The organism is Arthrobacter sp. CJL-S3 (assembly GCF_056711635.1).
Genome location: NZ_CM160046.1, coordinates 4,189,399 through 4,215,128 on the forward strand (window position 1 = coordinate 4,189,399; position 25,730 = coordinate 4,215,128).

The 25,730-nt window shown below is 67.5% G+C and carries 24 protein-coding genes; 8 read left to right on the forward strand and 16 right to left on the reverse strand.

Features of this window, described 5'->3' with window-relative positions; all coding sequences use genetic code 11:
* Positions 1–89: 89 nt before the first annotated feature.
* The gene (locus tag AC06G6_RS19230; protein ID WP_479828773.1) at positions 90–1,208 is read left to right on the forward strand and encodes a sulfite oxidase; all 1,119 of its coding nucleotides are present in this window, start codon (positions 90–92) and stop codon (positions 1,206–1,208) included.
* Positions 1,209–1,259: 51 nt separating this feature from the next.
* Here the strand turns inward: AC06G6_RS19230 and AC06G6_RS19235 are convergent, their stop codons facing one another.
* Positions 1,260–2,036: an SDR family NAD(P)-dependent oxidoreductase gene (locus AC06G6_RS19235; protein WP_479824796.1), complete on the reverse strand. Its 777-nt coding sequence runs from the start codon at positions 2,034–2,036 to the stop codon at positions 1,260–1,262.
* Positions 2,037–2,136: 100 nt separating this feature from the next.
* A complete protein-coding gene (locus AC06G6_RS19240; protein WP_479824798.1) occupies positions 2,137–2,961 on the reverse strand; it encodes a sugar phosphate isomerase/epimerase family protein in 825 nt (274 codons plus the stop codon).
* Between the two features lie 195 nt (positions 2,962–3,156).
* On the opposite strand from AC06G6_RS19240, the gene AC06G6_RS19245 reads away from it, so the two are divergent.
* The 4 genes from AC06G6_RS19245 (at position 3,157) to AC06G6_RS19260 (ending at position 7,183) form a co-directional block, all read left to right on the forward strand.
* A complete protein-coding gene (locus AC06G6_RS19245; RefSeq protein ID WP_479824800.1) occupies positions 3,157–4,494 on the forward strand; it encodes an MFS transporter in 1,338 nt (445 codons plus the stop codon).
* A gap of 23 nt (positions 4,495–4,517) precedes the next feature.
* Entirely contained in the window at positions 4,518–5,402 is an 885-nt protein-coding gene (locus tag AC06G6_RS19250; protein WP_479824802.1) for a transketolase, read from the forward strand.
* Complete coding sequence (locus tag AC06G6_RS19255; RefSeq protein ID WP_479824804.1) at positions 5,399–6,391, forward strand: transketolase family protein; 993 nt, start codon at positions 5,399–5,401, stop codon at positions 6,389–6,391. Before AC06G6_RS19250 ends, AC06G6_RS19255 begins: the two co-directional genes overlap by 4 nt.
* Positions 6,392–6,523: 132 nt before the next feature.
* Positions 6,524–7,183, forward strand: a complete 660-nt coding sequence (locus AC06G6_RS19260) for a GntR family transcriptional regulator (RefSeq protein WP_479824806.1) — start codon at positions 6,524–6,526, stop codon at positions 7,181–7,183.
* A 3-nt stretch (positions 7,184–7,186) separates the two neighbouring features.
* On the opposite strand, the gene AC06G6_RS19265 is transcribed toward AC06G6_RS19260, so the two are convergent.
* From AC06G6_RS19265 to AC06G6_RS19305, 9 genes are all read right to left on the reverse strand, one after another.
* Positions 7,187–7,966, reverse strand: coding sequence for an SDR family NAD(P)-dependent oxidoreductase (locus AC06G6_RS19265; protein ID WP_479824807.1), 780 nt, complete (start codon positions 7,964–7,966; stop codon positions 7,187–7,189).
* Between the two features lie 82 nt (positions 7,967–8,048).
* Positions 8,049–8,894, reverse strand: coding sequence for an anti-sigma factor domain-containing protein (locus tag AC06G6_RS19270; RefSeq protein WP_479824808.1), 846 nt, complete (start codon positions 8,892–8,894; stop codon positions 8,049–8,051).
* Complete coding sequence (locus AC06G6_RS19275) at positions 8,881–9,510, reverse strand: RNA polymerase sigma factor (protein WP_479824810.1); 630 nt, start codon at positions 9,508–9,510, stop codon at positions 8,881–8,883. The genes AC06G6_RS19270 and AC06G6_RS19275 overlap by 14 nt, the downstream gene beginning before the upstream one ends.
* Positions 9,507–10,259, reverse strand: coding sequence for a class F sortase (locus AC06G6_RS19280; protein ID WP_479824812.1), 753 nt, complete (start codon positions 10,257–10,259; stop codon positions 9,507–9,509). The genes AC06G6_RS19275 and AC06G6_RS19280 overlap by 4 nt, the downstream gene beginning before the upstream one ends.
* 79 nt (positions 10,260–10,338) lie before the next feature.
* Positions 10,339–11,172 carry a DUF4397 domain-containing protein gene (locus AC06G6_RS19285; RefSeq protein WP_479824814.1) on the reverse strand — a complete coding sequence of 278 codons (834 nt, stop codon included), beginning with the start codon at positions 11,170–11,172 and terminating at the stop codon, positions 10,339–10,341.
* 327 nt (positions 11,173–11,499) lie between these two features.
* On the reverse strand, positions 11,500–12,429 hold the full coding sequence (locus AC06G6_RS19290; protein WP_479824816.1) for a carbohydrate ABC transporter permease: 930 nt from the start codon (positions 12,427–12,429) through the stop codon (positions 11,500–11,502).
* Positions 12,426–13,517: a carbohydrate ABC transporter permease gene (locus AC06G6_RS19295; RefSeq protein ID WP_479824818.1), complete on the reverse strand. Its 1,092-nt coding sequence runs from the start codon at positions 13,515–13,517 to the stop codon at positions 12,426–12,428. The genes AC06G6_RS19290 and AC06G6_RS19295 overlap by 4 nt, the downstream gene beginning before the upstream one ends.
* 2 nt (positions 13,518–13,519) lie before the next feature.
* Positions 13,520–14,746, reverse strand: coding sequence for a sugar ABC transporter substrate-binding protein (locus tag AC06G6_RS19300; protein WP_479824820.1), 1,227 nt, complete (start codon positions 14,744–14,746; stop codon positions 13,520–13,522).
* A gap of 122 nt (positions 14,747–14,868) precedes the next feature.
* Positions 14,869–15,918 carry a LacI family DNA-binding transcriptional regulator gene (locus tag AC06G6_RS19305; protein ID WP_479824822.1) on the reverse strand — a complete coding sequence of 350 codons (1,050 nt, stop codon included), beginning with the start codon at positions 15,916–15,918 and terminating at the stop codon, positions 14,869–14,871.
* A gap of 187 nt (positions 15,919–16,105) precedes the next feature.
* Here AC06G6_RS19305 and AC06G6_RS19310 point away from each other — a divergent pair, with 187 nt between their 5' ends.
* Positions 16,106–18,133 carry a glycogen debranching N-terminal domain-containing protein gene (locus tag AC06G6_RS19310; protein WP_479824824.1) on the forward strand — a complete coding sequence of 676 codons (2,028 nt, stop codon included), beginning with the start codon at positions 16,106–16,108 and terminating at the stop codon, positions 18,131–18,133.
* 50 nt (positions 18,134–18,183) lie between these two features.
* On the opposite strand, the gene AC06G6_RS19315 is transcribed toward AC06G6_RS19310, so the two are convergent.
* Genes AC06G6_RS19315 through AC06G6_RS19330 form a run of 4 tightly spaced genes read right to left on the reverse strand, consistent with a single transcriptional unit; the run spans position 18,184 to position 21,793 of the window.
* Positions 18,184–19,890: a DUF4389 domain-containing protein gene (locus AC06G6_RS19315; protein ID WP_479824826.1), complete on the reverse strand. Its 1,707-nt coding sequence runs from the start codon at positions 19,888–19,890 to the stop codon at positions 18,184–18,186.
* A gap of 36 nt (positions 19,891–19,926) precedes the next feature.
* Entirely contained in the window at positions 19,927–20,373 is a 447-nt protein-coding gene (locus AC06G6_RS19320; protein ID WP_479824828.1) for a flavodoxin family protein, read from the reverse strand.
* Positions 20,370–21,425 carry a zinc-dependent alcohol dehydrogenase family protein gene (locus tag AC06G6_RS19325; RefSeq protein ID WP_479824830.1) on the reverse strand — a complete coding sequence of 352 codons (1,056 nt, stop codon included), beginning with the start codon at positions 21,423–21,425 and terminating at the stop codon, positions 20,370–20,372. The genes AC06G6_RS19320 and AC06G6_RS19325 overlap by 4 nt, the downstream gene beginning before the upstream one ends.
* Positions 21,422–21,793 carry a hypothetical protein gene (locus AC06G6_RS19330; protein WP_479824832.1) on the reverse strand — a complete coding sequence of 124 codons (372 nt, stop codon included), beginning with the start codon at positions 21,791–21,793 and terminating at the stop codon, positions 21,422–21,424. The genes AC06G6_RS19325 and AC06G6_RS19330 overlap by 4 nt, the downstream gene beginning before the upstream one ends.
* A gap of 332 nt (positions 21,794–22,125) precedes the next feature.
* On the opposite strand from AC06G6_RS19330, the gene AC06G6_RS19335 reads away from it, so the two are divergent.
* On the forward strand, positions 22,126–23,634 hold the full coding sequence (locus AC06G6_RS19335; RefSeq protein ID WP_479824835.1) for an amidohydrolase: 1,509 nt from the start codon (positions 22,126–22,128) through the stop codon (positions 23,632–23,634).
* Between the two features lie 9 nt (positions 23,635–23,643).
* Here AC06G6_RS19335 and AC06G6_RS19340 read toward each other — a convergent pair whose 3' ends face one another.
* Entirely contained in the window at positions 23,644–24,153 is a 510-nt protein-coding gene (locus tag AC06G6_RS19340) for a hypothetical protein (RefSeq protein WP_479824837.1), read from the reverse strand.
* A gap of 99 nt (positions 24,154–24,252) precedes the next feature.
* Here AC06G6_RS19340 and AC06G6_RS19345 point away from each other — a divergent pair, with 99 nt between their 5' ends.
* Positions 24,253–25,728, forward strand: a complete 1,476-nt coding sequence (locus AC06G6_RS19345) for an HNH endonuclease (protein ID WP_479824839.1) — start codon at positions 24,253–24,255, stop codon at positions 25,726–25,728.
* Positions 25,729–25,730 lie beyond the last annotated feature (2 nt).

Genomic DNA, 25,730 nt, shown 5'->3' on the forward strand with positions numbered 1-25,730 from the left:
TCCGGGCTGCGGCGTAGACCTGAAGGCAGGTGTCACCGGTCCACAACCGGGCCGGTCCGGAGCAGAATCGCAGTGCCATGCCAAAGCAGATGTCCCGACACTCGTCCATCCTGAAGACCCCGAGGGCCAGCCGGAAACTCGCGCCGCATCCCGGCGAGCCGAGCCACGGCCCGCTGACGGCGGAGGAACTGCAGCTTGCCGCGCGGAACCACTCCATGCCGCTGGAGGCGCTGCGGCAGGACACCACCCCTCCCGGGCTGCATTACCTGCTGAACCATTTCGACATCCCGTTCATCGATGCCGAGCAATGGCACCTGCGGATCAACGGCGCCGTGCAGCGGTCCCTGGAGCTGAACCTCAAGGCGCTCCGCCGGTCGCCCAGGATCAGCATGCCCGTGACCCTGGAGTGCGCCGGCAACGGCCGCTCGCTGCTGCGGCCCCGCCCGCTGAGCCAGCCCTGGCGGCTTGAGGCCGTCGGCACCGCCGTCTGGACCGGGGTTCCGCTCGCCTACCTGCTGGCCCAGGCCGGGGTGGAGGACGATGCCGTGGAGGTGGTGTTCACCGGCGCCGACAGCGGGATCCAGGGTGGCGTCCGGCAGCAGTACGCCCGGAGCCTTCCGATTGCGGAAGCCCTGCGGCCCGACATCGTGCTGGCCTACCGGATGAACGGCAACGACCTGCCGCCGCAGCACGGCTACCCGCTGCGGCTGGTGGTCCCCGGCTGGTACGGCATGGCGAGCGTCAAGTGGCTCTCCTCGATCAAGGTGCTCACCAAGCCCTTCGACGGTTTCCAGCAGGCCGTCGCGTACCGCTACCAGCAGGACGCTGACGACGCCGGCATCCCCGTCACCTGGATCAAGGTCCGCTCGCTGATGGTCCCGCCGGGCGTCCCGGACTTCTTCACCCGGAGCCGGATCGTGCCGGCCGGGCCGGTGCTGCTGACCGGCCGGGCCTGGTCCGGGGAGGGTGCGGTGCAGCGCGTCGAGGTGGGAATCGACGGCAAGTGGGCGACCGCGCAACTGGAACATTCGGCCGCGCCCTTCGCCTGGTGCGCCTGGTCCCTGCCCTGGGTGGCCGACCCCGGCGAACACGAGCTGTCCTGCCGCGCCACCGACGCCAGCGGCGCCACCCAGCCGCTGGAGCAGGTCTGGAACTACCAGGGCATGGGCAACAACGTGGTCCAGCGGGTCAAGGTCACGGTGGAATAGGGGGCGCTCAGCAGCCCTCGAAGTCGGTGGGCGCCTGGATTTTGAACCCTGCTAGTGGATGTGGCTTCCGCCGTTGATGTCGATGGTGGTTCCGGTGAGGTAGGCGGATTCCTCGGAGGACAGGAACGTGATGACGGCCGCGATTTCCTCGGTGCTGGCGTTGCGGCCCACGGGAATGCCCGCGTTGATGGCGGCTTCCTGCTCCTCCGTGCTGCCGACCCGGATATTGGTGTCCACCGCGCCGGGCGTGATGGCGTTGACGGTCACGCCGGTGCTGCCGATTTCACGGGCCAGCGCCTTGGTGAAGCCGAGGATGGCGGCTTTGGCGGCGGAGTAGGGGACTTTCCCGAACACACCGCCGCCGCGCTGGGCCGAGACGGAGGACATGTTGACGATCCGGCCCCAGCCGCTGGCAATCATGTCCGGCAGGAAGGCCTTGGTGACGAGGTAGGTGCCGGTGGAATTCACTGCCATGACCTTGTTCCACAGCTCGAGGGTGGTTTCCAGGAACGGCACCGGCGAGGTGATGCCGGCGATGTTGGCCAGGGCGCCGACCGGGGGAAGGTTGCCGGCACCGATTTCGGCCGCGACGGCCCGGTAGGCGGCGTTGACGGATTCCTCGTTGGCGACGTCGATCTCGTGCCCGAACGCGGGAACGTTGAACTCGTTGCCGATGTCCGCGGCGACCTTGGCGGACTTCTCGCCGTCGAGGTCCAGGATGACGACCGCCCAGCCGTCGTTGGCGTAGCGGCGTGCGGTGGTGATGCCGATGCCGCGGTCCGAGGTGGCTCCGGTCAGGACGGCGGTGCGCTGGATGGTGTTGCTCATGATGCTCCTTGAATGGTGTGTTGTAACTCTTTGCTGGGATCGGTTGCTCCGTAACTGCCCTTTTGAGGGGTCAAAACGGCAGTTACGGAGCAACCGGTGGTCAGATGAGGTCGGTGATGAAGCTGGCGGCCTTGGCGGCCGCGGCCGGGCGTTCCCCGTGGGGGACGTCCCGGGTTTCGAGTTCGAGCGAGAAGTGGCCGGTGTAGCCCTGCGCCGCGAGTCCGCGGAGTCCCGCGGCGAAGTCCGCGTGGCCGTTGCCGATGCTGAGGTTGATGTTCCCCGGGACGGCGTCGCGCAGATGGACGTGCGAGATCCGTCCCCCGTGGCGCCGGAGGTACTCCAGGGGATCCTCGCCGGCGGCCACGATGTGGCTAAAGTCCATGACGATTCCGACGCCGGACCCGGCCAGCCGCCGGGCGAGCAGGTCGGCGCGCTCGAGGTTCCAGCAGAACCGCAGGAAGTGCAGCGATTCGGTCCAGACCTCGACGCCGAACCCTGCCGCGCACTGCCCGGCGTGGATCAGCGCGGCAGCGACAGCGTCCAGGTCCTCCTCAAGGCTCCGGACCGGTTCGTGGCTGAGGGCTCCGCAGGGAAGGACCAGCGCCTTGGCTCCGGTGTCGGCGGTGAGCGTGAGCAGCGCCGTCAGGTGACGTTCTCGGGCCGACTCCCCGTCGGCGTCGAGGACGGCGTTGAGGTCCCCGATGTCCCCGTTGACCGAGCGCACCCGGAGTCCGGAGGCCGCGACCTCGGCGGCCACGAGTGCGACGGCGGGCAGATCCAGTTCGTAGGGGACGTGGTCACAGACGCCCGGGAGGGCGCCCAGGTCGATTTCCTCGAAGCCGAGGTCAGCGATGGTGCGGAGCGCCGTGGACAGGTCCTGGTGCCGGAAGCTGATGGACGAGCAGCCGAGTCGGGAGTTGAACATCGTCGTTGATCCTCTGGTCATGCCCGGGGGCGGTGGTGATGCGGACCACACTACGGACAGTCACTGTCAACAGTCAACCTTTGAAGTTGACTGTTGACATTAGGGTATGGCGGAGGTCACACTGGATTGCATCAGTTGTTAACAGTCGACAGTGATGGCGCCGAGGCGTCAGCCGCTAATCGAAAGGGATCCACCATGAGCAACGAAGCTCTGAAAATGCGCGGCCACGTGCATGGCACCAAGGACGCAAAGCGGGTCGCCGTCGGCTCCGGCGTCGGCGCAGTGATCGAGACCTATGACTTCATCGGTTTCGGCACGGCAGCTGCCCTGTACTTTGGCACGGCGTTCTTCCCCACCGGCGACCCGGTCACCGGGACCCTCGCCGCGTTCGCCACCCTGGGCGTCGGCTTCGCCGCCCGGCCCATCGGCGGCATCATCGGCGGCCACCTCGGCGACAAGGTGGGCCGCAAGCCCGTCCTCGTGGCCTCGCTGATCCTCATGGGTGTGGCCACATTCATGATCGGCCTGCTCCCCACCTACGAGCAGGTGGGCCTGCTGGCCCCGGCCCTGCTCGTGTTCGTCCGCATCGTCCAGGGCCTGGCCTTCGGCGCCGAATGGGGCGGGGCGATCCTGATGAGCTACGAACACGCCCCGTGGAAATCCAAGGGCAAGTACACCGGCATCGTGCAGGCCGGCTTCCCCGTTGGCCTGCTCCTGGCGAACCTGGTCTTCCTGGTCAGCGTGAACCTCGGCGGCGAACTCGCCTGGCGCGTGCCGTTCCTGGCCAGCATCGTCCTGGTCGCCGTCGGCCTGATCATCCGCGCCAAAGTCCCCGAGTCCCCCGTCTTCGACGAGGTCAAGGAAAGCGGCGCCATCGTCAAGTCCCCCATCACCGAGGTCATCAAGACCGACTGGCGCAACATCGTCAAGGGCATCGGCCTGCGCATCGCCGAGACCGCCGGGTACGCCGTGTCCATCACGTACATGATTTCCTACCTCCACACCGAGCAGCTCGCGGACAAGACCCAGACCCTGGTGGCCCTCTGCATCGCCTCTGCCATCGGCATCTTCGCCACCCAGGCCTGGGCCCGGCTCACGGACAGGATCGGCCGCCGCCCCCTGTACATCTGGTCCTGCGCCTTCGCCCTGCTGTTCGGCATCCCGATGTTCCTGCTGGTCAACACCGGTATGTTCATCGCCATCATCGCCACCGTCGCCATCTCCTACGCCGTCTGCCAGAACTCCCTCGCCGGCGCCCAGGGCGCCTGGTTCCCCGAACTGTTCCAGGCCAAGACCCGCTCCTCCGGGGCCTCACTGGCCTATCAGATCTCGGCCATGGTCTCCGGCTTCACCCCCTTCATCACCACGCTGCTGTTCGTCAGCTTCGGCTGGATGGGCCCGGCACTGCTCTTCAGCTTCTACGCCGCGATCGGCCTCTGGGCCGCCCTCGTCACCCGGGAAACCTGGGGCAAGCGTGAGCGCCAGCTCGCGGATGAGGCCAGCAAAAGCACCCCCGAGTCGGTGAACGTCTGATGACCACGACCGAAGAAGCGCACATGACCCGCACGGAGGAAACCATGGCTAACGCCAGCACAGAACGTCTTGCCAGTGTCTCGGCCGCGGCGTACCGGATCCGGCACCACGCCCTGACCATGGGCGAGGTCCAGGGCCAGGGCTACGTGGGCCAGGCCCTGGGCGCGGCGGACATGCTCGCCGCCGTGTACGCGGACCAGCTACGGTTCCGCGCCGACGACCCGGAGTGGGCGGAACGCGACCGGTTCCTGCTCTCCACCGGCCACTACGCCATCGGGCACTACGCGGCCCTGGCCGAGGGCGGGGTCATCCCGGTCGAGGAACTGGACACCTACGGCTCGGACGATTCCCGGCTGCCGATGTCCGGGATGTCCACCTACACCCCCGGGATGGAAATCTCCGGCGGCTCCCTGGGCCACGGGCTCTCCATCGCCGTGGGCATTGCCCTGGGCCTGCGCCACCAGGGGTTCGCGGCGAGGGTCTACAACTTCCTCTCCGACGGCGAACTCGACGAAGGCTCCACCTGGGAGGCCGCGATGGGCGCCCACCACCACCAGCTCGGCCACCTGACCGCGATGGTGGACATCAACGCCCTGCAGGCCGACGGCAAAACCGACACCGTGCTCCGCACCGAACCCGTCACGGAAAAGTGGGAGGCCTTCGGCTGGTACACCCAGCGCATCGACGGCAACGATATGGCAGCCTTGCTGACCGCGTTCGACAACGCCGCCGCCCAGGCGGCCCTCACCGGACGGCCCTCCGTGATCCTGTGCGACACGAAGGTCGGCCGTGGCGTGCCGCTGCTGGAGGACCGGGAAAAGGCGCACTTCATGCGCATCGAGGAACACGAATGGCAGACCTGCCGCGAGCAGCTGACCGCCGGATACGAAGAAAGGACCAGCTCATGAGCACCACCGCCGCACCCAAGCTGAAGACCTCGGCCATGATCGCGTCCTTCGCCGATCCGGGCCAGAAGACCGCCTCGGCACCGTTCGGGCACGCCCTGGTGAAGGCAGCTCAGGAGAACGAGAAAATCGTGGGCCTGACCGCGGACCTGGGCAAGTACACCGACATGCACATCTTCGCCCAGGCCTACCCCGAACGGTTTTTCCAGATGGGCATGGCCGAGCAGCTGCTCTTCGGGGCCGCGGCCGGCCTGGCCGAGACGGGCCTGGTGCCCTTCGCGTCGACGTATTCCGTTTTCGCGGCGCGGCGCGCCTACGACTTCCTCTGCCTGGACGCCGCCGAACCGAACCTGAACGTCAACATCGTCGGAGGCCTCCCCGGCCTGACCACGGGGTACGGCCCCAGCCACCAGGCCACCGAGGACATGGCGATTTTCCGCGGCATGCCCAACCTGACCATCGTGGATCCGTGCGATTCCCTGGACATCGAACAGGCCGTCCCGCAGCTCGCCGCCAGCGCGGGACCCAGCTACCTGAGGCTGCTGCGCGGCAACGTCCCGACCGTCCTCGACCAGTATGACTACAGCTTCGAACTCGGCAAAGCCAAGGTCCTGCGCAGCGGCGCCGACGTCGTCCTCATTTCCAGCGGCCTGATGACCATGCGGGCGCTCCAGGCCGCCGAGGCCCTGGCCGCCCACCACGTCGATGTCGCCGTCGTCCACGCCCCCACCATCAAACCCTTCGACACCGCAACGGTCCTCGCCGAACTCAACACCGACCGCCTCGCGGTGACGCTGGAAAACCACAGCGTGGTCGGCGGGCTTTTCGAAACCGTCGCGTCCGCCGTCGTCACCGCCGGCCTGGGCAAACGCGTCGTACCGATCGCCCTGCCGGACCAGTTCCTCGACGCCGGCGCCCTGCCCACCCTGCACGACCGCTATGGGCTCACCGTCCAGAAAATCGTCGCGAAAGTCCTCGCGGAACTGGGCTAACACGCGGCAGCGGCAGAAGCGCGGCACGGGCACCGGCCTGTGCCGTGCTTCTCCCGTAAGATCAACAGTTAACACACCAACGGTTGACAGTAGGTTGTCAACCGTCACCCCGCAATATTGAGGACAACTGCCATGGCCGGAGCTACAGCACCGCTGCTGGGACTCGAGAAGAAGAGTCTCCGCGAACAAGCCCTGTCCGCGCTGCGCATCGCCATTACCAGCGGCGAACTGGAGCCCGGACGGCACCTCGTGGAGACCGAGTTGTCGGACATGCTGCAGATCAGCCGCGGGACCCTGCGGGAGGCACTGCGGCAGCTGGAGCAGGAGGGCCTGCTCTCGGCCGGGCCGCGGGGCCGGCTGTCGGTGCGCCACCTGGACGCCAAGGAAATCCGCGACATCTTCGCAGTGCGGGCCGCGCTCGAATCGCTCGCGGCGCGAACTTTGTGCGAACTGCCGGACCGCGTCGAGGTCACTGCTTCGCTGCGCATCGCGATCGAAGCCATGGCCGCGGCCGCCGAGGGCAGCCTGGAAGAGCGGATTGAATCCGACCTCGAGTTCCATCGGACGATGTGCCGCCTCACCGGCAACGAAACCCTGCTGCACTCCTGGGAGTCCCTGGAGGGTTCCATCCGCATGTCGATCATGTTCGCGGGTCTGGAGCGGGCTGTCAGCAACATGAGCGTCGACAGGCACTACGACATCGTCACGGCCATCGAGTCCGGCGACGCCTCGCTCGCGCGGCAGACGATCCTTGAGCACATGGACGGCGCCGCGGCGAACCTGGTGTCTTAGCCCCTAATAGTCCACAATCGCGCCGGCGGAGATGTTGACCGTGGCGTCGGTGATGGCGCCGGCCTTGTCCGACGCCACGAAGCAGGCGACGTTTCCGACGTCGGCCAGCGTTGCGGTGCGGTTCAGGTGGGCGGATTTGGAGATCTCCACGATGATCTCCTCGCGGCCCTCCGTCTGCCACGGGATCGTCTCGATGATGCCGCCGGACACCATGGTGACCACCCGGATGCCGTGTTTGCCGAGTTCCAGGGCCCACTGCCGGCGCAGCCCCTCCATGGCATCCAGGGCCACCTTGAAGCCGCCGAGCCCGGGCGCGGTTTGGGGGCCGGAGCCTCCGAACATCAGCACCACACCCGAGCGCTGCTTGATCATGTGCGTCGCCGCGGCCCTCGTGGTGAGGAAATGGGTGCGGGTAGCCAGGCTGATGGGCTGCGTGAAGTCGTTGACGTCAATGTCCATCAGCGGCTGCTGGATGTCGCCGAAGGAAATGACGTTGAAGGAGATGTCGATCCGTTTGTTCTTCTTGGCCACCCGGTCCACGAACGCGTCGACCTGTTCCTCGTCCAGGGCATCGACGACGGACGTTTCCGCCCGCCCGCCGTCCTCCTGGATGTCCCGGGCCACCTTTTCCAGCCGCGACTCGGTGCGGCCGGCGAGGTGGACGAAGGCCCCCTCCGCCGCGAAGGCCCGTGCCACGGCCCCGCCAATGGAACCGCCCGCACCGTAGATCAGCGCGGTCTTGCCCTTCAGCAGTCCGTTTCCCGGCACCTCGTTGTTCAGCATGGTCGCCTGCCTCCCGCGGTGGAGTGGTGAATTCCCTCCACTATGTTCTCGCCCGGGTCCGCTGGCAAGGGGGCGGTCCGGTTCACGAGGCCAAGGTTCCGCGGACAATGCTCACGCTGGAGTGCGCGGGATTGCCGTCGATCGGCTCGTCCGAGACGTCCACAATGGGGTACTCGCCCAGATCCAGGCCCGCCGGAACCGCGAAAGTCCCGGACTCGGAGGTCATGACGCCCAGGCTCACCAGCCGGGACAGATCCGGCGCGATCAGCCAGACCTCCTGGTACCCGCGGGCCTCGTTCTTATCGACCTGGACCTCAAGGGTCCGCTGCCCGTCCTTGGTCTCGACGACCCGGGCCGAGCCGGTAGCGGAATGCTGATCCACAGGCGCCAGTTCGGCCTGGGCCAGCGGGGTCACCGCAGGCTGGTTCTGCTGCACGGACCAGAAGATCCCTGCCGCCAGCAGTGCCGTGGACGCTGCAGCCGCCAGCCAAACCCCGGGACGGCGGATCCAGCCGGAGCCCCCACGTGGTTCCCGCTTCCGCTCGGCCCGGTCCTCGCGGGACGGGAGCGGCGTCGGGGCGCCGGCCGCCGGCTGCGGCGGCTGTATCTCCCCCTGCTGCGGCGGCTGTGTCTGTGCCGCAGCCGGAGACGGCGGGCGGGAGTCCGACGACGCCGGCGATCCCAGCGGGTCGGCTGCGACGGCGGCGGAAAGCCCCAGGGTGCGGTGGATTCCAGCCCACACCTGCGGTCCCGGGGACTCCAGCATGGAGGCGTCGGGTGGCCCGGGCTTCGCCGCCACGACGGCTCGGCGGAAGCCGGCGTAGTCCGCCGCACAGCTGGGGCAGGAACGGAGGTGGTCCGCGGCGTCGTCTCCGAGCTCTTCGCCGAGGGCCAGCAGGCTCAGGGACTCCGGATCAAGATGTTGCACGGTCTACCTCCAATCGGGTTCTGAGCTGGGACAGGCTGCGGCGGATGTGACTTTTGACCGTACCAAGGGGCAGGTCCAGTTTCTGTGAAATCTGCGAATGCGTCAGGTCATCGTAGAAGGCGAGCTTGAGGATGGATCCCTGAGGCTCCCCGAGCCTTTCCAGTTCCCCGTCCAGCAGGAGCCGGTCGGCCAGGACCTCCGCGGCCGCGTGCCCGGCCGCCTGTTCCGGGTCCGGAGAGAGTTCGACGGCGGCAAGCACCTTCCGGGTTTCCCGCATCGAAGCCGCCTGCGCGTCCGTGATCGCGTTCCGGGTGATGCCCACGATCCACGCCGGCAGCCGCGCTTTCGACGGGTCGAACGCAGACCGCGAGCGCCAGACCCGGATGAACACTTCCTGGGTGACATCATCGGCGGCGGAGTTGTCCCGCAGCGAGCGCAGCGCCAGCGTGTGCACCAGGGGCGCGAACTGCCGGTACGCCTCTGCCAGGGCGGTTTCGTCACCGGCGGCGAAGGACTCGTTGAGCCGCGCGTCCCAAGCGGAAGAGGCGTCGAAAGGTGCCAAGCCCGGCTCCTTCCCCCTGCTGGTGGCGACGATGAGCGCGGCATCCTGAGTCATGCCGGCACCGCCGTGACAATCACATTGTCGCCGTAGTCCTGTTGTTCGTCCAGCCATCGGCCGCCGCAGGTCACCAGCTTCAGTTCGGGCGGGCCGTCGCGCCGGAAGATGGATGCGCCGTCGAACGCGTCCTTGGCCATGAGCTCCACCCCGGTCACCCGGAACGTCACGGGCGCTGCCCCGTCGCGCTGCACCGTCACGAGGGTGCCGGGCTCGAGCGATTTAAGCTGGGAAAAGGGCGCCGTATCGGAGGTCGTGTCGACGTGCGCCGCGACCACCGCGGTGCCGGCGGCGGCTCCGGGGGCCGGGCCGAAGCGGTACCAGCCGGCCTCATTGAACGGCTCCGGGATCTCCATCGCCCCGTCCGGGCTGACGCCCACCTCCACGATCGGCATGTTGATGGTGGTTCCCGCCACAGTCAGGAAGCGCGGGGCCGGGTCCTTGGGCGTCTGGGCCTGTGGGGTGGCCGGCCGGACCGGGATGGCCGGCGCGGGGCCGGGGGCGGCAGTGGCCTGCGCCGGGGTCGGGGGCTGCGGGGTGGCTGTCTCCGCCTCGGCACTCTCCGTGCCCGGACTCTCCGTGGACAGGGGCTGCGGCGGCGCGGTTTCCTGGGGTGCGGTGCATCCCGCGATCAGAAGCGCCATCGTGACAGCTGCGGCCGCGATCCGGGCGGCGGAGACTTGTGCGGAGAGCCGCGGACCACGAGCCGGTGGCCGCCGGGTGGCTTCCGCCGTCGTCGTGCGCTTCATGTCCGTCCTCCTGCCCTGTTGAAGCTCGTGTGCCGGCCGCCCGGCGGGTAGCCGGGCGGCCGGCACTAGCGGGTGCGGCCTAGCGGGTGCGGCGGAGCGCCGGCTGCTTGCGGGACACGGCGACCCCGCCGGCAAGCAACAGGAGGACCGCGGCGCCGATGCCTACCGTGGCGGCTGTCTGGCCGGCTGATGCGGTTCCGTCAGCGGCGCCGGAGCGTGCGCCGGGGACACCGGCGGGGGCGGAGTGCAGGCCCTCAATGTTCTGCACGGCCACTGCCAGGTTGTTGTCCGCGAGGCTTCCCCACGCGTACACGACCGTGTGGGTGCCCTCGGCAACCGTCACATCTGCCGGGCCGATGACCGGTGCCGTGGTGCCGGCGGCGGCCACCGCCACGGACAACGTGCCGGGATCCAGCGTGAGGGTCTCCTCATTGGGGTTGGCCAGGCCGGAGATGACGGGCGTGCCGCCAGCGAGGACATCCACGGCCGGCGCCGCTGCCGTGTGGCGGACCGTGAGCTTGCCCTTGCCGGGATCAATCTGCGAAACGTCGTTCGTGAAGAAGTTGGCCGTCGGTGCGCCCGCGGCGTCGAGGTTGGCCACGGCGGTGTAGTTGCCGCTGGCGGCGAGGGTGACCTTCACGGGCCCGATCACGGGGGCGGAGGCGTCCGCGGCATCGGCGGCGGTGATGGCCAGGTCGTAGTCGCCGGCCGGCAGAGCCAGCGGACCGGCCAGGGTCCCGGGGGCGAAATCGTCGAGGGTGCGTTCGCCGTTGACCCAGACGTCAACGGTCAGACCCGGCACGCCGTGAAGAACGGACAGCTGGGCGTCGGACTCGGCCGCCTGGGCGGGGCCGGCAAGGGTAAGAGCTGCCGCGATTGCCACGGCGCCTGCTGTGAAAAGGCTGGTACGCATTTACATCTCCTTCAACGGCCCGCCAGGCGGGCGATTTTTGCTTACACCCCTACTACCGGCGCACGGGCGCGTTTGGATGCACATGCATGTAGATATCTTTTTCAAGAAGTTTGCGGTCGCGGCAGCGGGGCGCAGCGGCGGAGTCTTTGGGAGGCCTGGCGATCGGCAAAATCTACTCGGCGCAGCAAAGCGGCCGGGCGGCTCTGGTGGGCTGCCCGGCCGCTGGGTTTTCCCGGAGGTCCGGGGGTACTTCTCCCGTTGCCTCCGACGCCGGCGTGACTACCGGCCGGGGCTCCACGTCCGAAACTCCGGCATCTGAATGAGCCGCTATTCCTTGACCGCTCCGGCCGTAGCGTTCATGATCTGCTTCTGGAAAATGAAGAAGACGATGGCGACCGGAATGGTCATGATCGCCGCGGCCGCCAGCTTCAGCGGGTACTGAGTTCCGGCGCTGAGTTGGCCGGAGGACAGTTGGGCCACGCCTTTGGTCAGGGTGGTCAGTGCGGGGTCCTGGGTTGAGACGATGAAATGGCTTAGCTCGTTCCAGGACCCCTGGAACGACAGGATGACGATAGTCATGACCGCGGGAACTGACATGGGCAGAACGATAGACCAGAACGTCCGGAAGGTTCCCGCCCCATCCACCTTTGCCTGTTCCTCCACGCTCACGGGGATTGACTCGAAGAAGTTCTTCATGATGAAGACGCCTGCAGCGTCGGCCAGCAGCGGAATGATCATTCCGAAGTAGGAGTCGTAAATTCCCAGCTGATTTATCACGAGGAACTTGGGGATCAGGAGCACTACGCCGGGAACGGCCATAACGGCGATGAGTGCCGCAAAAACTGCGGATCGTCCGCGGAATCGCAGCCGGGCCAGTGCGTAGCCGGCCAGCAGGTCGAAGAACACGCGCCCGAAGGTGACGAGGACAGTGACCACGATTGAGTTCTTGAACCAGACCGGAAAGTCTGAGTTTAGGAACAGCCGCTCATAGGCGGCGGCGGTCCATGTCGCTGGGACAAGAGACAGCGGATCGGCTGCCGCATCAGGTTCCGTCTTGAACGACGTCGCTATGTTGACCAGGAAGGGGAAAATGTAGATTATCGCCAGCAGGATCAGGACAACGTAGACCACCCAGCCCCAGTTTGCCGGTTTCCGCGCCCGGACCTTTGGCGGCGTCCGCCGTGGCGTGGGGGTCCGCGGCGGAGAGGCCTGGTGTTCGGCATCAATGACGGGCGGGCTGACGGGGGACACGGTCATTTGGTTCCTCCCTTGGGCGGCGGCGGGTTGAACCGCTTGCGGCGCGGGACAGTGGTGCGTTCCCGCAGGATCAGCCGCTGGATGATCGCGAAGAAGATGATGATGGCGAACAGCAGGAAACCGATGGCGGCTCCCTGCCCCCATTGCTGGTTGTTGAAGGCGGTGCTGAACGAGAGGTAGGCAGGGGTCAGGGTGGTCTTCGCGGGACCGCCCTGGGTGCCGGTGTAGATCTGGTCGAAGACCTGCCAGGTGCCGATCAGGCCCAGGGTGATGACTGTAAAGAGGGTGGGGCGCAGCATGGGAAGGGTGACGTACCAGAAGCGCTGCCAGCCGCTGGCCCCGTCAAGCATGGCCGCTTCCTCGAGTTCGCCGCGGAGGTTCTGCAGCGCGGCGATGAACAGCAGCATGAATGTTCCCGAGGTCGTGAAGACAGCCATCAGAATGAAGGCGGACATCGCCACCGATGGTCCGGACAGCCATTCCCACCAGCTCACGCCCAGAAACGTGTTGCCGGCCATTGCTGCAGGCGGGGTGGTGATGCCGAGGCTGGCGGCAATCAGGTGCAGCACGCCGTTGGGGTCCTGGAACCAGTTGGGCCCGACAACGCCGAAAAGTGCCAGAAGCTTGTTGACGACGCCGCTGGCGCTGAAAAGGAAGAGCCACAGCACGGTGATGGCCACCGAACTGGTCACCGACGGGAAGTAGAAGGCGGTGCGGAAGAAACCCCTGCCCTTCAGGATGCGCCTGTTCACCAGCACTGCCAGCAGCAACGACAGCGCCGTTTGGAGCGGGACGGTGAGGATGACGTAGTAGAAATTGTTCCGCAGCGCGGTGCCGAAATCCCGCTCGGCCAAGCCGCCTCCGGAGAGGATGGCGGCGTAGTTTTCGGTTCCCACGAAGTTGGTGGTGCCCGAGAAGGGACTGCCCCGGCCGGTCCAGTCGGAGACGCTGACCCAAGCAGCCATGGCTACCGGCAGCGCCAGGAACAGCCCGAGGATGATCACCACGGGTGCGATGAAGAGCCACCCGGTGGCGTTCTGGCGTCCGTGGATGCCTGAACGCCGCCGGGTGAGCAGTTGTGACGCCATGGTCATTTGGCCAGGACCGCGGTCATTTCAGTCTGGACGGCATCCAGAATGGTTTTCGGATCGGAGGTCTTGAGCGTTGCGAGCTTGGCGTTCAGGTCTTTGATGACATCGGCTGCGCCGGGCTGTGAGGGCAGCGTCTGTGCGTATTCGGCGCCAGCAAGGGATGCGGCCTGGGCGGGGAATTCGGACTTGAACTCGGCTGCCGCGGACTGGACGGACGGCATGACGCCGAAGGCTTTGGCGAAACCGATCTGGCTCTGCGTGCTGGTCAGCTGTTCCACCAGTTTCTTCGCGGCCGGCTTGTTCTTGCTGTCTGCGGCGATGCCCCAGCAGTTGGTGAACTGCAGGGTCCCCTTGCCCTTCGGTCCTGCCGGGAGCTCTACGGAGCGGTACTTCACGTCGGGGAAGTCCTTGGACAGCGCGCCGCCGATCCAGTTCCCTTCGATGGTCATGGCGGAGAGTCCCTTGCCGAAGGCCTCGCCGCCCCAGCCCGCGCCGAGGTCGGAGGAGTACTTCGCCGTTCCGTCGTTAAGCAGGGATTTCACGAAGCCCAGGGCCTCGACGTTTTCGGGGCTGTTGATGGTGGCCGTTTTGCCGTCTTCACTAACAAAGGAGCCTCCGGCCTGCGGGAAGAAGGCGCCGATCCTGGCTATTTCGGGGCTGAAGGCGAGCCCGGTCGTCGGACCACTGGTGAGTTTCTTGGCCGCTGAGGCCAGGCCGTCCCAGGTGGTGGGGACGTCTGCGTCGGTGAGCCCGGCGGCCGCCCACTTATCTGTGTTGATCACCAGGGAGAGCGTCGAAAAGTCCTTGGGGGCGCAGTAGAGCTTGCCGTCATAGCTGAACGCCTTGGCCAGCCCCGGGTAGAAATCGCCCTTATTCTCAAGGGAATCCCCGTACGGCTCAAGCGAACCGTTGGCTGCGAAGCCGGAGAACTGGTCAGTGGAAACGTAGAACACGTCAGCCGGCTTGCCCGAGGCGAATCCCTGGCTGAGCTGCTGCACCATGTCGGAGGCCACAGCAACGGAGGCCTCGGTCCCGGATGCCTTGGACCAGTCGGCGACGGCGGACTTGACTGCAGTCGTCTCCGCCTCACCGGAGCTGCCGATCAGGACGCTGATCGGCCCGGAGCCGGCAGTGTCGGCCGAACCACTGGTGGCCGGGCTGCTGAATCCTGAGCCGCAGGCGCTGAGCGCCAGGGCGCTCGCGACGGCCGCGGCGCCGGTAACCATTCGCAGTGTTCGAGTTCTTGCCATGGGTCAATCTCCGTTTCATTTAGGACGCGCCCATCGTTGGACGCGCAGCAAAGCATGGATAGCCGGGAAGTTCTTGGCGTGGTGGGTCAGATGATGAGTCAGGTGGACGGCGGGTTGGCAAGCGGGCCGCCGCCGTCGCGCAGGACCAGCCGGGGCTTGAGCAGGCGATGGGTCACGGGGACCTGTTCGTCCGGTGAGCCGTCGAGGACGTGGCGCATGATGTCCACGATTTCCTTGGCGGCCTGTTCCACCGGCTGGGCGACGCTGCTGAGCCCCATGGCGGCGGCCACGGGTGTGTCGTCGAAGCCGATGACCGCAGGCGGCGTTCCCGGCGCCGCGGCCCGGAACTGTTCTGATGCGCCAAGGGCGAGCGAGTCGCTGGCGCAGACCACGGCGGTCGCGCCCCGTTCGAGCAGCAGCCGGGCCCCCTCGGCCCCCTGCCGGGTACCGTCGGGGACACCCACCGACAAGGCATCCAGGTCTGCGGGGGGCATGGCCCCGTGGAGGGCGGATGCCCACCCGGCCCGACGGTCGTCACCAACGCCTGAGCCTTCCGGCCACCCGAGGAATCCGATCCGTCGGTGGCCCCGGCCCAGCAAGTAGTTTGTGGCCTCCGCAGTGCCGGCGCGGCCGTCGACGTCAACCCAGGAGTGGGCGCAGTCCCTGTCATCGCCGGAGGCGTTCCACGGGCGGCCGAAGGTCACGAAGGGCACGCTTCTGGCCAGGAGCCAGTCACTGCGCGCATCACCATGGTGGGTGCCCGCCAGGACGAATCCGTCGAGATCGGACGTTTCCAGGAGCTCCTCGTAGGATCGGATTTCCGCTTCGTCATCGCGTGCGGCAAACAGCGTCACCCGGTAGCCGTACTCCTGCAGGTTCTCGGTCAGCGAGTGCAGGAACCTGTCCAGAATTGCACCATTGATTCCGTCCTCCGCGGGCATGAGGCGGAAGCCCAGGTTTCGGGACCGACGGGTGCGCAATTGCCTGGCCGCGGCGTTGGGCCGGTAGCCCGTGGTCAGGATCATGTCGGTGACCCGCCGCAGCGTTTCCGGCTTGACGCGTTCGGGGGCGTTGATGGCGTTGGAGACTGTCTGCCGGGACAGACCCAGCTGCTCGGCCAGGCTTGCCAGGGTGGGCCTCGACGCCATTGTTCCTCCGGGTTCTTGAACTGCGATGATGTTTTTGATCGTTCAAATTTGGGCTACAACTGTATTTGAACGATCAAAAGCGATAGCCTCATCATGGATTGTGGCTCAGGTCACTGTCAACTAGCCGCGGCGAAACGCCCGCATTTCTCATCACTTCAGGCCCCCAGGGCCTCCCAGGAGGAACTTCATGACCCAACGCCAGCCGTTTCTGCACGACCTGAACGTTCTGCTTGCCGCCCCGATGCAGGCATGGAGCGGCCACGACGGGCAGCTGCGACCCGGCGGGGCCCAGGGAATCTATTGCGCGGACACCCGAGTTATCGACGAAGCCATCTTGCTAGTCAGTGGAGAGGAACCCGAGATGGTCGGAGGCAAACAGACAGGCGGCGCGGCATCATTCCAGGCCTTGGTCCGTACGGTCGGCGGCGAAGGAAGCGACCCGCTGGTCCGGCTTACGAGAACGCGCACCGTGACGACCGAAGATGTTTCCGAGGACATTCAGCTCGCCTCTGACCTTTCCCTGGACACCGTTGCCGTGGTCGAGATAGTGCTCGGTACTGATTTTTCGCCGATGGAGACAGTTAAGTCCGGAGCGGCATCGCACCCGGTCCGGCCGGTGGAACGCGGTAATGTTTGGCACGCCGCCTCGGGCGGGGTCACGTCGTCGCTGTCTGCGCCCGGCGCTTCCGTTACCTCGGACGGCCACAGGCTCCGGCTGCGTTGGGAGCTCACAGTCCCTGCCCACGGCTCTGCGACTGCCGGCTGGTCTGTCGGCGCCGCGGACAGCGAGGCTCCAGTAATCGCCGCCCGGCGTGCCGCCCCCGCGGGGCTGACCGTCCACGCCGGCGACCGACGGCTGACAGCTCTGGCTGAGCGTGCCATGGCTGATCTCGGCGGCTTGCGCATGGCCACTGCCCAGGCCCCGGACGATACGTTCCTGGCCGCCGGCGCACCCTGGTTTTTCACACTCTTCGGCCGTGATTCCCTCATCGCGGCACGCATGCTGCTGCCCGTTGATCCCGAGCTTGCCGCGGGAACCCTGCGGACCCTCGCCGCCCGGCAGGGAACGCGGAGCGTCGCCGAGACGGCCGAGCAGCCGGGCAAGATCCTCCACGAAATGCGCCGCGGTGAACTCCGCTTTCCCGAAGGCAGCGACCACGCAGGGCTGGCCTTACCTCCGGTGTACTTCGGCACAGTTGACGCGACCCTGCTGTGGGTTTCCCTGCTCCATGACGCCTGGAAGTGGGGCATGCCCGACGCCGAAGTCGAGGCGCTGCTGGATAACCTGGAGCGCGCCCTCGTGTGGCTGAAGGACTGGGCCGACGCTGACGGTGACGGCTTCCTCGAATACATCGACGAGACCGGCCACGGCTTGGCCAACCAGGGCTGGAAGGACTCGGGCGACTCCATCCGCTGGAACGACGGCTCCCTCGCCACCGGACCGATCGCCTTGGCAGAGGTCCAGGGCTACGCCTATGAAGCCGCCGTCAATGCCGCCGACATCCTTGATGCCTTCGAACGGCCGGGCGCAGCTGCGTGGCGGGACTACTCCGAGGACCTTGCCGGCAAATTCCGGGCGTCCTTCTGGTGCGCCGATCACCTCGGCCCCTACCCGGCCATCGCCCTGGACGCGGACAAGCGCGCCGTCGACGGGGTGGCCAGCAACATGGGCCATCTGCTGGGAACGGGCATCCTCAACGCGGAAGAGACCTCGGTGGTGGTGGAACGGCTGATGCACCCGAGCATGTTCTCCGGCTTCGGCATCCGCACCCTGGATACGGGCAATGCAGGCTACTGGCCCCTGCGCTACCACGCCGGGTCTGTCTGGTCGCACGACACCGCCGTGATCCTGCAAGGCATGGCCAAAGCCGGACACGCGGGCGAAGCCGCGCAGCTGGCAGCGGCACTTCTGGACGCTGCGGAAGCCTTCAATTACCGTCTTCCCGAACTGTTCTCCGGCGACACCCCGGAGCAGTGCGGCCCGTTGCCGTACCCGGCGTCGTGCCGTCCTCAGGCCTGGGCGGCGGCCTCAGTCATTCCGATGATGCTCGCCACGCTCGGGCTGGCACCCCAGGGATCAGAGGAGCTGCCCACAAGCTCCCCAACGAGCCCGACACCCTTCGGTGCTCTGCGCATTGACGGTCTCAAGTCGGCTGCTGCCGGGTTCGGTGTGGAAGTAGACTCCCGCGGGCACGTCAGCGTGTTCCGCAGCTAGCTGCGTCTCGCGCGCTCCCCGAGAGGCGTTACCCGTTGAGTTTGGACTTCCTAGGCGCGTGGCGTTTCCGGGCCCGTCGGGGCTTCCGGTTGGTCCGGGCCGGAGGCGCCGGGCCCGCCGATTCCGTAGAAGCCTGTCTGGCCCTCGGCCGGCCCGGCCGTGGCCGCGCCCATCCCGGCGGCGGCGGCGGGGCCGCCAGGGACTGGTGCGTACGCTGGCCCGGCCGGAGGCACCGCCGGCGGAATCGCAGGGGCGTCTCCCGGATCCCGCGGCCCCATATCCAGGCGGAACGGCGGGTATTCGTCACGCATCAGGGAAACGTAGGCAACCACTCGGTAGATCCAGCGGTTCAGTCCCATGAGGAAGTCGAAAAGACCCCGCGAGTACACGCCCGTGAACAGCAGGATGATCCCGGCGATGAAGACGAGCAGCGCGAACAGGGAGAGCCCCGTGCTCACCTGCACCCATTCGCCGTCGCGGTTCACCCAGGTCTGGGCGGTCCCGGTCAGCAGCGAGATGATCAGCAGGTGCGGAATGGCCAGCAGCCAGGACTTCACCAGCACCAGGCCGCGGGACAGCTTCTCCGGATAGTCGACGTCGAAGTCGGCCGGGTAATCGGTGCGCTCCAACGTGAAGGGCGGATAGGTGTCCGTGCCGAGCGCCCCGTACGAGTAGAAGGCCACCCGCCAGCTCCAGCGGATCACCCCGACGTTGAAGTTGAACAGCGACCGCGGGTAGCGCCCGGTGAAGAGGATCGCGAACCAGGCCACGATGGTGACCACGCCGAAGGCAAACCAGAGGAAGAAGAGGACAATGAAGTGCGGGATCGCCAGGAGCCACTTGACCAGCCACTTCCAGCGGGACAGGTTCGGGTCCAGGTAGCCGCTGAGCCGGGCCGGATAGACACCGCCGGCACTCGGCGGGACCCCCGCCACGGCGCCCGCTGGGGAACCCGGCACCGTAGCCGGCACCGCGCCGGCCGCATACGGCTGGGGTGCGGAGGCCGCGGACGAGGGCTGCAGCTCGCCCGGCCGGGGCTGTGGCTGTCCGGCCTGCAGCTGGCCGGGCTGGGGAGGTCCTCCCTTGCCGCGGCCCAGCCCTGCGGCCCCAAGCACGATCAGCGGAACGCCGATGAGCAGGAACAATAGTCCGCCGACCAGCAGCCCGACAAAGACGGGCCACAGCAGGTTGGACCGGGCGCCGGCTTTCATGTCCACAACCACCGGGGCACTGGCGTCGGCGTTCATGATCACCACAGCCCAGCTGCCGGACCGCAGGTCCCATTCGAGCTGCTGCTCCCCCGTGCCGCTGGCGGATGCGGCCCAGAACCCCTGGTCCGCGGGCCTCGCCGGAACCTGGGTGCCGGCTACGTCACGGTAGTCCACCCGGAAGGGGTTGAACCGGACCTCGGTGATCTCTGAGTGGCTGACGCCGTCCAGATAGGCCGCCACGTCGCTGCGCGGCCCGATGCCGATGAAGATTTCCTTGCCGGCGGCGGCCGATCCGCCGATCATGACACTTCCGACCACGCCGACCGGGGCCGTGTCCGGCACGCCCTCGTCGGCCATGATGTCGAGGCGCGGCGACGTCAGGGCATAGGAGTTCGTGGCATAACGTTCCGACGGGGTCGTGAAGTAGCCGTTGTCGCGTTGCAGGTAGTTGGCGAACCCTGCGGCGCCGGCCGCAGCCAGGAGCCCCAGTCCGAGAAGTGCGCTGAGCGTGCCCAGCACCAGCATGACTATCCGGCCTGGTCGCATGGCCGCCGTCCTTTCAGATGACTTAGATCAGCTCACTCAGCTCCTAAGTGAGGTGAGGAGGGTTCGTGCCCAGCCTCCCGCTTTCTCGATTTCGCCGTCGCGCAGAGGCCCTTCGCTTCCCTTCACGTAGAAGGGCATGGGTTCGGCGATGATGTCCGCCCCGCCCGCCTTCAGGGCATGCGTGATCTTCTTGGCGGCATCGCCGTGGATAAACATCCGGACGCGGGTGTCGAACGCCGCGGCTTTCACCCCATTGAGGGAACCGTCTCCCAGGGCGGCGAGCAGCGCGGTGATCTTCGGCGTCGGGCGCCACCCGTTGATGGGGCTGCCGACCACGAGGAGGTCCCCGGCCGCGAGCGTGTCGGGCTTGAAGTCGCCGACCGGGACCGAACTCGCCTGCAGTCCGTCAAGCGAACCGGCGATCGCCTCGGCTACCGATCTGGTGTTGCCGTGCGCCGAATCGTAGACGACCAGGGCTTTCATGCCGTGATCACGACCTTGAGCGCCTTGGTTTCCGCGGCCCGGGCGAACGTGTCGTAGGCCTCCAGGAACTGGTCGAAGCTGAAGTGGTGGGTGGCGAACTTCTCCGCCGGCACCTTCTTCTGGGCCACGAGTTTGAGCAGCATCGGGGTGGTGTTGGCATTCACCAGGCCCATGCTGATGTTGATGTTCTGGATCCAGAGGTTTTCCACATGCAGCTCCACGGACTTGCCGTGCACGCCGACGTTGGCCACATTGCCGCCCGGGCGCACGATGTCCGTGCACATGCTGAAGGTCGCCGGGATGCCGACCGCCTCGATCGCCACGTCCACGCCCTGCCCGTCGGTCAGCGCGAGCACCTGTTCCTTCCAGTCGGCGTCGCCGGAAAGAACGACGTCGGTGGCGCCGAATTCGCGGGACTTGTCCAGCCGGTTCGAGTCAAGGTCGATGGCGATGATGGTGGCGGCTCCGTAGAGTCCGGCGGTAGCGATGGCGGCGAGGCCCACCGGTCCGGCACCGACGACGGCGACCGTGTCGCCGGGCTTGACGCGACCGTACTGCACGCCAATCTCGAAGCCGGTGGGGAGGATGTCGGAGAGCATAACGGCTTGTTCGTCGGTGACGCCCTCGGGGAGCAGGTGGAGCGAGTTTTCGGCGTAGGGAACGCGGACGTACTCGGCCTGCGTGCCGTCGATCATGTGGCCGAAGACCCAGCCGATGCCGGAGGCCCCCTCCTCACCCATGCAGTGGGAGTACAAGCCGGTCTTGCAGTTGGCGCAGTGGCCGCAGGACTTGATGCAGGAGATGATGACGCGGTCCCCCACTTTCAGGCTGGTAACCGAGGAACCGGTTTCCGTGATGGTGCCGACGCCTTCATGGCCCAGGATCCGGCCCTTGGTCACGGCCGGAACATCCCCCTTGAGAATATGGAGGTCCGTGCCGCAGATCGTGGTGGTCTCCACTTTGACGATCACGTCGCTGGGATTCTGGATCTTCGGATCGGGAACGTCCGTCCATGACTTCTCACCGGGACCGCCATAGACGAGGGCTTTCATGCGTTCTCCTTGATTCTGAGAATGTTCGGCGGATCCACGATGCGCAGCCGGCACGGGGTGACCGTGCCGTCGATGCCGGATGACACGACCGAGCGACTGGCATGGTCGTGCAGTTCTTCGATGGCCTCGGCTGTTACGCGGGCGTGGGCGAGGTCCACCACGATTTCGTAACCGGGAAGTTTCGCGGTCACGCGGCGGCAGACGACATAAAGCGCCCTGACATTCGCCGGCGTCACGACGCCGCGCACGTTGACCCGGGCAGACTCCTCAACTGCGTCAATCCGGATGAGCACCCTGATGCGCGGATCCCCGTGCGAGGGGTGTGCGTAGTAGGCACTGGACCGGCTTCCGTGCTGCCTGTGCGTCATGCGGCATCAGAGCTCCCGCGCAGCCCGTGGGCGGACTCAAGAATGTAAGAATCGCTGTGAACAGTCATATTGGCTGCGGTCTCCTGCCCTGTACCCGCGGACACGGGCAGTGCAGAATGCCTTTTCCTTCCCCAAGGTTCGAGCGAGACCGTACAACTGACAAGCAAGCGGTTCATCCCCAATGGCCGTGCAGGAACCGCCCCAAATTCAGCTTGGTGTGTGAGTGTTCCCGGGGCAAGGGGCGAAAGTCCCTTGTCCGGGGGACAACCGGAATCCGGCGGCTGCGGTGGTCCGGATTGGCGCGGCACGCTCCGGCCCATAGCCTGTTTCCTATGCCTGAGACTCCTGCCGCTGCCGTGACCCGCCACCTCGTGCTCGCCTCGGTGCGGATCCCCGGTGACACCGCGCTGTACGACGTGCACGTGGCCAACGGGGTGGTTTCGCGGATCACTCCCGCCGGAATGGTTGCTCGTCCCGATTCCCAGGTGGTCGACATGGACGGCCGCTTCGTTATCCCGGGGCTGTGGGATGAGCATGTCCACATGACGCAGTGGGCCCTCGCCGCCAACCGGATCGACGTCTCCGGGGCCGCCTCGGCGCGCGAGGCAGCCGACGTCGTGCGTTCCGCCCTGTCCGGCCCCGGCCTCGCGGGTGAGCGAGGCGGCGGCCTGACTGTGGTGGGTGTCGGTTTCCGGGACGCCGTCTGGGCGGACGTTCCCAGCCTGGAGCTGCTCGACGGCGCCACCGGCGGCCTGCCGACGGCGCTGCTCAGCCATGACCTGCACTGCGTGTGGCTCAACAGTTCGGCGGCGACCCGCTACGGCGTGCCGGTGGACTCCTCCGGGCTGCTGCGCGAGGAGCCTGCCTTTGAACTGACCCGTGAGCTGGGCAGGCTGCCGGACACGGTGGTGGACGCCTGGGTGCGGGAGTCCGCGCAGGCGGCGGCCGCACGCGGGATCGTGGGGATTGTCGATTTCGAAATGACCTGGAACCGCGACGTGTGGCTGCGCCGCGTGGCTGGCGGGTTCGACTCCTTCCGGGTCGACGCAGGCGTCTATCCGCAGGACTTGGCGCGGGCCGTAGCGGAGGGGATGCGGACCGGCCAGGAGCTCGACGGCGGGACGGGGCTGCTGCGGGTCGGCCCGCTCAAGGTGCTGATCGACGGCTCGCTGAACACGCGCACCGCCTACTGCGTGGACCCGTACCCGCACGGCGGCCGCGGGCTGCTGACCGTGAGCGAGGCGGAACTGCTGGAGCTGCTGGTCCGGGCCCGGGAGTCCGGCTTTGTGCCGGCCGTGCACGCGATCGGCGACGGCGCGAACGAGGTGGCCCTGAATGCCTTCACGGCGGCCGGGATCGCCGGCCGGATTGAGCATGCCCAGTTTGTCCGGGAACAGGACTTTGCGCGCTTCGGTGAGCTGGGGCTGACCGCGAGTGTCCAGCCCGCCCACGCCCTCGATGACCGTGATGCTGCCGATTCCAATTGGGCCGGGCGCACGGAGCGGGCGTTCCCGCTGCGGTCGCTGCTGGCTGCCGGCGCCACCCTGGCGCTGGGCTCCGATGCGCCGGTGGCGCCACTGGAGCCATGGACCGCCATGGCGGCGGCCACCACCCGGGCGCGGCAGGACGGGCGGGCGCCCTGGCACCCGGAGCAGGCGCTCACGCGGCAGGAGGCCCTGGCCGCGTCAACGCGCGGGCGGGGCAGGATCCGGGTCGGGGATCCGGCGGACCTCGTGGTGCTCGACGGCGACCCGCTCGCGGTAGCGGATGCCGTCTTTGCGGCGATGCCCGTGGCCGCGACGATCGTGGCCGGACGGTTCACGTTCCGGGACGGCGTCTGACCGGCTGAATCAGCTCGCCTTGACCCGCGACTGGACCAGGTTGGCGAACGGCAGCCGGCCGTATTCCTCCACGAACGCGGCGTGGTATCCGGCTTCGGCCGCGTTGAGCTGCTCAACGGGCAGCTCCTTCCACGCGACTGTCAGCGACCCGGCCGCGGCGAGCTGCCAGATCAGCCGGCCGTCCCAGTGGCCAGGCGGCTTGCCCTTACCGAAGTCGACGAACTCCTGGATCTGCCGGCGCAGCCCGCGGTTGCCCTTGCTGCCGGGGCCGGCCTTGCCCAGATAGAGGACGTCGGCCCCGTCAACCCATTCCGCGGCGAGTGCGTCCGTCTTCAGGGTGGGGTCCTTCTTCTTGAAGATGCCTGCGGTGCTCCTGGCCAGGAACTGCGCCCGAAAGCCCTCGGGCTGCAGCACCGCGAAGATCCCGGGTTTCTGCGGGATCCGGTTGATATCCAGATCCCCGAGCGGCCGGAAGCCGGTGAACCCGTCCTGCTTCAGTGACTGTCTGTTGATCGGCATGGGTTCCTTGGGTTGGGGGCGCTGCGTTCCTTCAAAGCTTACGGACGCGCGGCTTCCATGGCCGCTCCAAATGTCGGAGGTGCCCGATAGCGTGGTTCCATGGACGGCAATCAGAGGCCCGACCAGCCTCAGCCAGAACAAGCTCAGCCAAGACAGGCTCAGCCAGAACAGGTGACAGTTCTGGATGCGGCCCGTTCGCTGGCCGCTGTCCGGCCGTCCGGGGACGTGCCGGAGCTGGACGGTGCGCGTCTGATCGCCGAAATCCGGGCCCTGGAAGACGAAAAGTCTGCCCTGGCTGCCCGCCAGGCCCGGCTGTCCGTCGCTTTCGATCTGATCCAGCGCCGCGAACAGCGCAACCTTGGGATGGCGGCGGCGGAGCTGGGTTCCGGGGTGGGCGCGCAGATCGCCCTGGCCCGGCGGGAATCCCCGGCCCGCGGCGGCCGGCTCCTGGGCCTGGCGAAGGCCCTCGTCACCGAAATGCCCCACACCCTCGCGGCCCTGGAGACCGGGCAGTTCAACGAATGGCGCGCCACCCTGCTGGTGCGGGAAACCGCGTGCCTGTCCGCGGAGGAACGGGCCGCCGTCGACGAGGAGCTCGCGGCCGACGCCGGGACCTTCGACGGCGCCGGGGACCGGGGAATCATCGCCGCGGCCCGGGCCGCGGCGTACCGGCGGGACCCGCGCTCGGTCACCCAGCGCGCCAGCCACGCCAGCACCGAACGGCACGTCAGCCTCCGCCCGGCCCCGGACACCATGTGCTACCTCACCGCCCTGCTCCCCGTCGCGGCCGGGGTCGCCGTCTACGCCGGCCTCACCCGGCACGCCGACACCCTGCGGGCCGCCGGGGACACCCGCACCCGCGGGCAGCTCATGGCCGACACCCTCATCGAACGCGCCACCGGCACGGCCGGCGGGATCAGCGGGATCGAGATTCAGCTCGTCATGACCGACCGCACCCTCTTCCAGGGCGACAGCGAGCCCGCCCGCCTCCCCGGCTACGGCATCGTCCCCGCCGGCTGGGCCCGGGACCTCCTCCCCAACGCCAGGGACGCCGCCGGAGGCACTGCCGGCGACACCACCGGGGACAAGGCCATGAACGTCTGGCTCCGCCGGCTCTACACCGCCCCCGGCATCGGCGAGCTCACCGCGATGGATTCCCGGGCCCGGCTCTTCCCGCCCGGACTCCGCCGCTTCCTCACCGCCCGCGACGACACATGCCGCACCCCCTTCTGCGACGCCCCGATCCGCCACTTCGACCACATCATCCCCTGGCACCGTGACGGCACCACCACCCAGGACAACGGTGCCGGGCTCTGCGAGGCCTGCAACCACACCAAAGAAACCCCCGGCTGGTCCTCCAGACCACGCCCCGGACCCCGACACACCCTCGACGTCACCACCCCCACCGGCCACACCTACCACTCCACCGCACCGCCCCTACCGGGAACCCCGGCCCGCCACGCCGAACCGAATGCAGACCTGGCCGCGGCCAAGAGCCCGGACCACCGCCGCCAACGTCACCGCCGAGCCAACAACCTTCTTCGCTCCCGAAGACAAAGCCAACCCGCAGCCTGAAC

Coding starts and splice junctions, on each gene's coding strand:
- AC06G6_RS19230 (WP_479828773.1), top strand. CDS start 90: ATGTCCCGACACTCGTCCATCCTGAAGACCCCGAGGGCCAGCCGGAAA.
- AC06G6_RS19235 (WP_479824796.1), bottom strand. CDS start 2,036: ATGAGCAACACCATCCAGCGCACCGCCGTCCTGACCGGAGCCACCTCG.
- AC06G6_RS19240 (WP_479824798.1), bottom strand. CDS start 2,961: ATGTTCAACTCCCGACTCGGCTGCTCGTCCATCAGCTTCCGGCACCAG.
- AC06G6_RS19245 (WP_479824800.1), top strand. CDS start 3,157: ATGAGCAACGAAGCTCTGAAAATGCGCGGCCACGTGCATGGCACCAAG.
- AC06G6_RS19250 (WP_479824802.1), top strand. CDS start 4,518: ATGACCCGCACGGAGGAAACCATGGCTAACGCCAGCACAGAACGTCTT.
- AC06G6_RS19255 (WP_479824804.1), top strand. CDS start 5,399: ATGAGCACCACCGCCGCACCCAAGCTGAAGACCTCGGCCATGATCGCG.
- AC06G6_RS19260 (WP_479824806.1), top strand. CDS start 6,524: ATGGCCGGAGCTACAGCACCGCTGCTGGGACTCGAGAAGAAGAGTCTC.
- AC06G6_RS19265 (WP_479824807.1), bottom strand. CDS start 7,966: ATGCTGAACAACGAGGTGCCGGGAAACGGACTGCTGAAGGGCAAGACC.
- AC06G6_RS19275 (WP_479824810.1), bottom strand. CDS start 9,510: ATGACTCAGGATGCCGCGCTCATCGTCGCCACCAGCAGGGGGAAGGAG.
- AC06G6_RS19280 (WP_479824812.1), bottom strand. CDS start 10,259: ATGAAGCGCACGACGACGGCGGAAGCCACCCGGCGGCCACCGGCTCGT.
- AC06G6_RS19285 (WP_479824814.1), bottom strand. CDS start 11,172: ATGCGTACCAGCCTTTTCACAGCAGGCGCCGTGGCAATCGCGGCAGCT.
- AC06G6_RS19290 (WP_479824816.1), bottom strand. CDS start 12,429: ATGACCGTGTCCCCCGTCAGCCCGCCCGTCATTGATGCCGAACACCAG.
- AC06G6_RS19295 (WP_479824818.1), bottom strand. CDS start 13,517: ATGGCGTCACAACTGCTCACCCGGCGGCGTTCAGGCATCCACGGACGC.
- AC06G6_RS19300 (WP_479824820.1), bottom strand. CDS start 14,746: ATGGTTACCGGCGCCGCGGCCGTCGCGAGCGCCCTGGCGCTCAGCGCC.
- AC06G6_RS19305 (WP_479824822.1), bottom strand. CDS start 15,918: ATGGCGTCGAGGCCCACCCTGGCAAGCCTGGCCGAGCAGCTGGGTCTG.
- AC06G6_RS19310 (WP_479824824.1), top strand. CDS start 16,106: ATGACCCAACGCCAGCCGTTTCTGCACGACCTGAACGTTCTGCTTGCC.
- AC06G6_RS19315 (WP_479824826.1), bottom strand. CDS start 19,890: ATGCGACCAGGCCGGATAGTCATGCTGGTGCTGGGCACGCTCAGCGCA.
- AC06G6_RS19320 (WP_479824828.1), bottom strand. CDS start 20,373: ATGAAAGCCCTGGTCGTCTACGATTCGGCGCACGGCAACACCAGATCG.
- AC06G6_RS19325 (WP_479824830.1), bottom strand. CDS start 21,425: ATGAAAGCCCTCGTCTATGGCGGTCCCGGTGAGAAGTCATGGACGGAC.
- AC06G6_RS19330 (WP_479824832.1), bottom strand. CDS start 21,793: ATGACGCACAGGCAGCACGGAAGCCGGTCCAGTGCCTACTACGCACAC.
- AC06G6_RS19335 (WP_479824835.1), top strand. CDS start 22,126: ATGCCTGAGACTCCTGCCGCTGCCGTGACCCGCCACCTCGTGCTCGCC.
- AC06G6_RS19340 (WP_479824837.1), bottom strand. CDS start 24,153: ATGCCGATCAACAGACAGTCACTGAAGCAGGACGGGTTCACCGGCTTC.
- AC06G6_RS19345 (WP_479824839.1), top strand. CDS start 24,253: ATGGACGGCAATCAGAGGCCCGACCAGCCTCAGCCAGAACAAGCTCAG.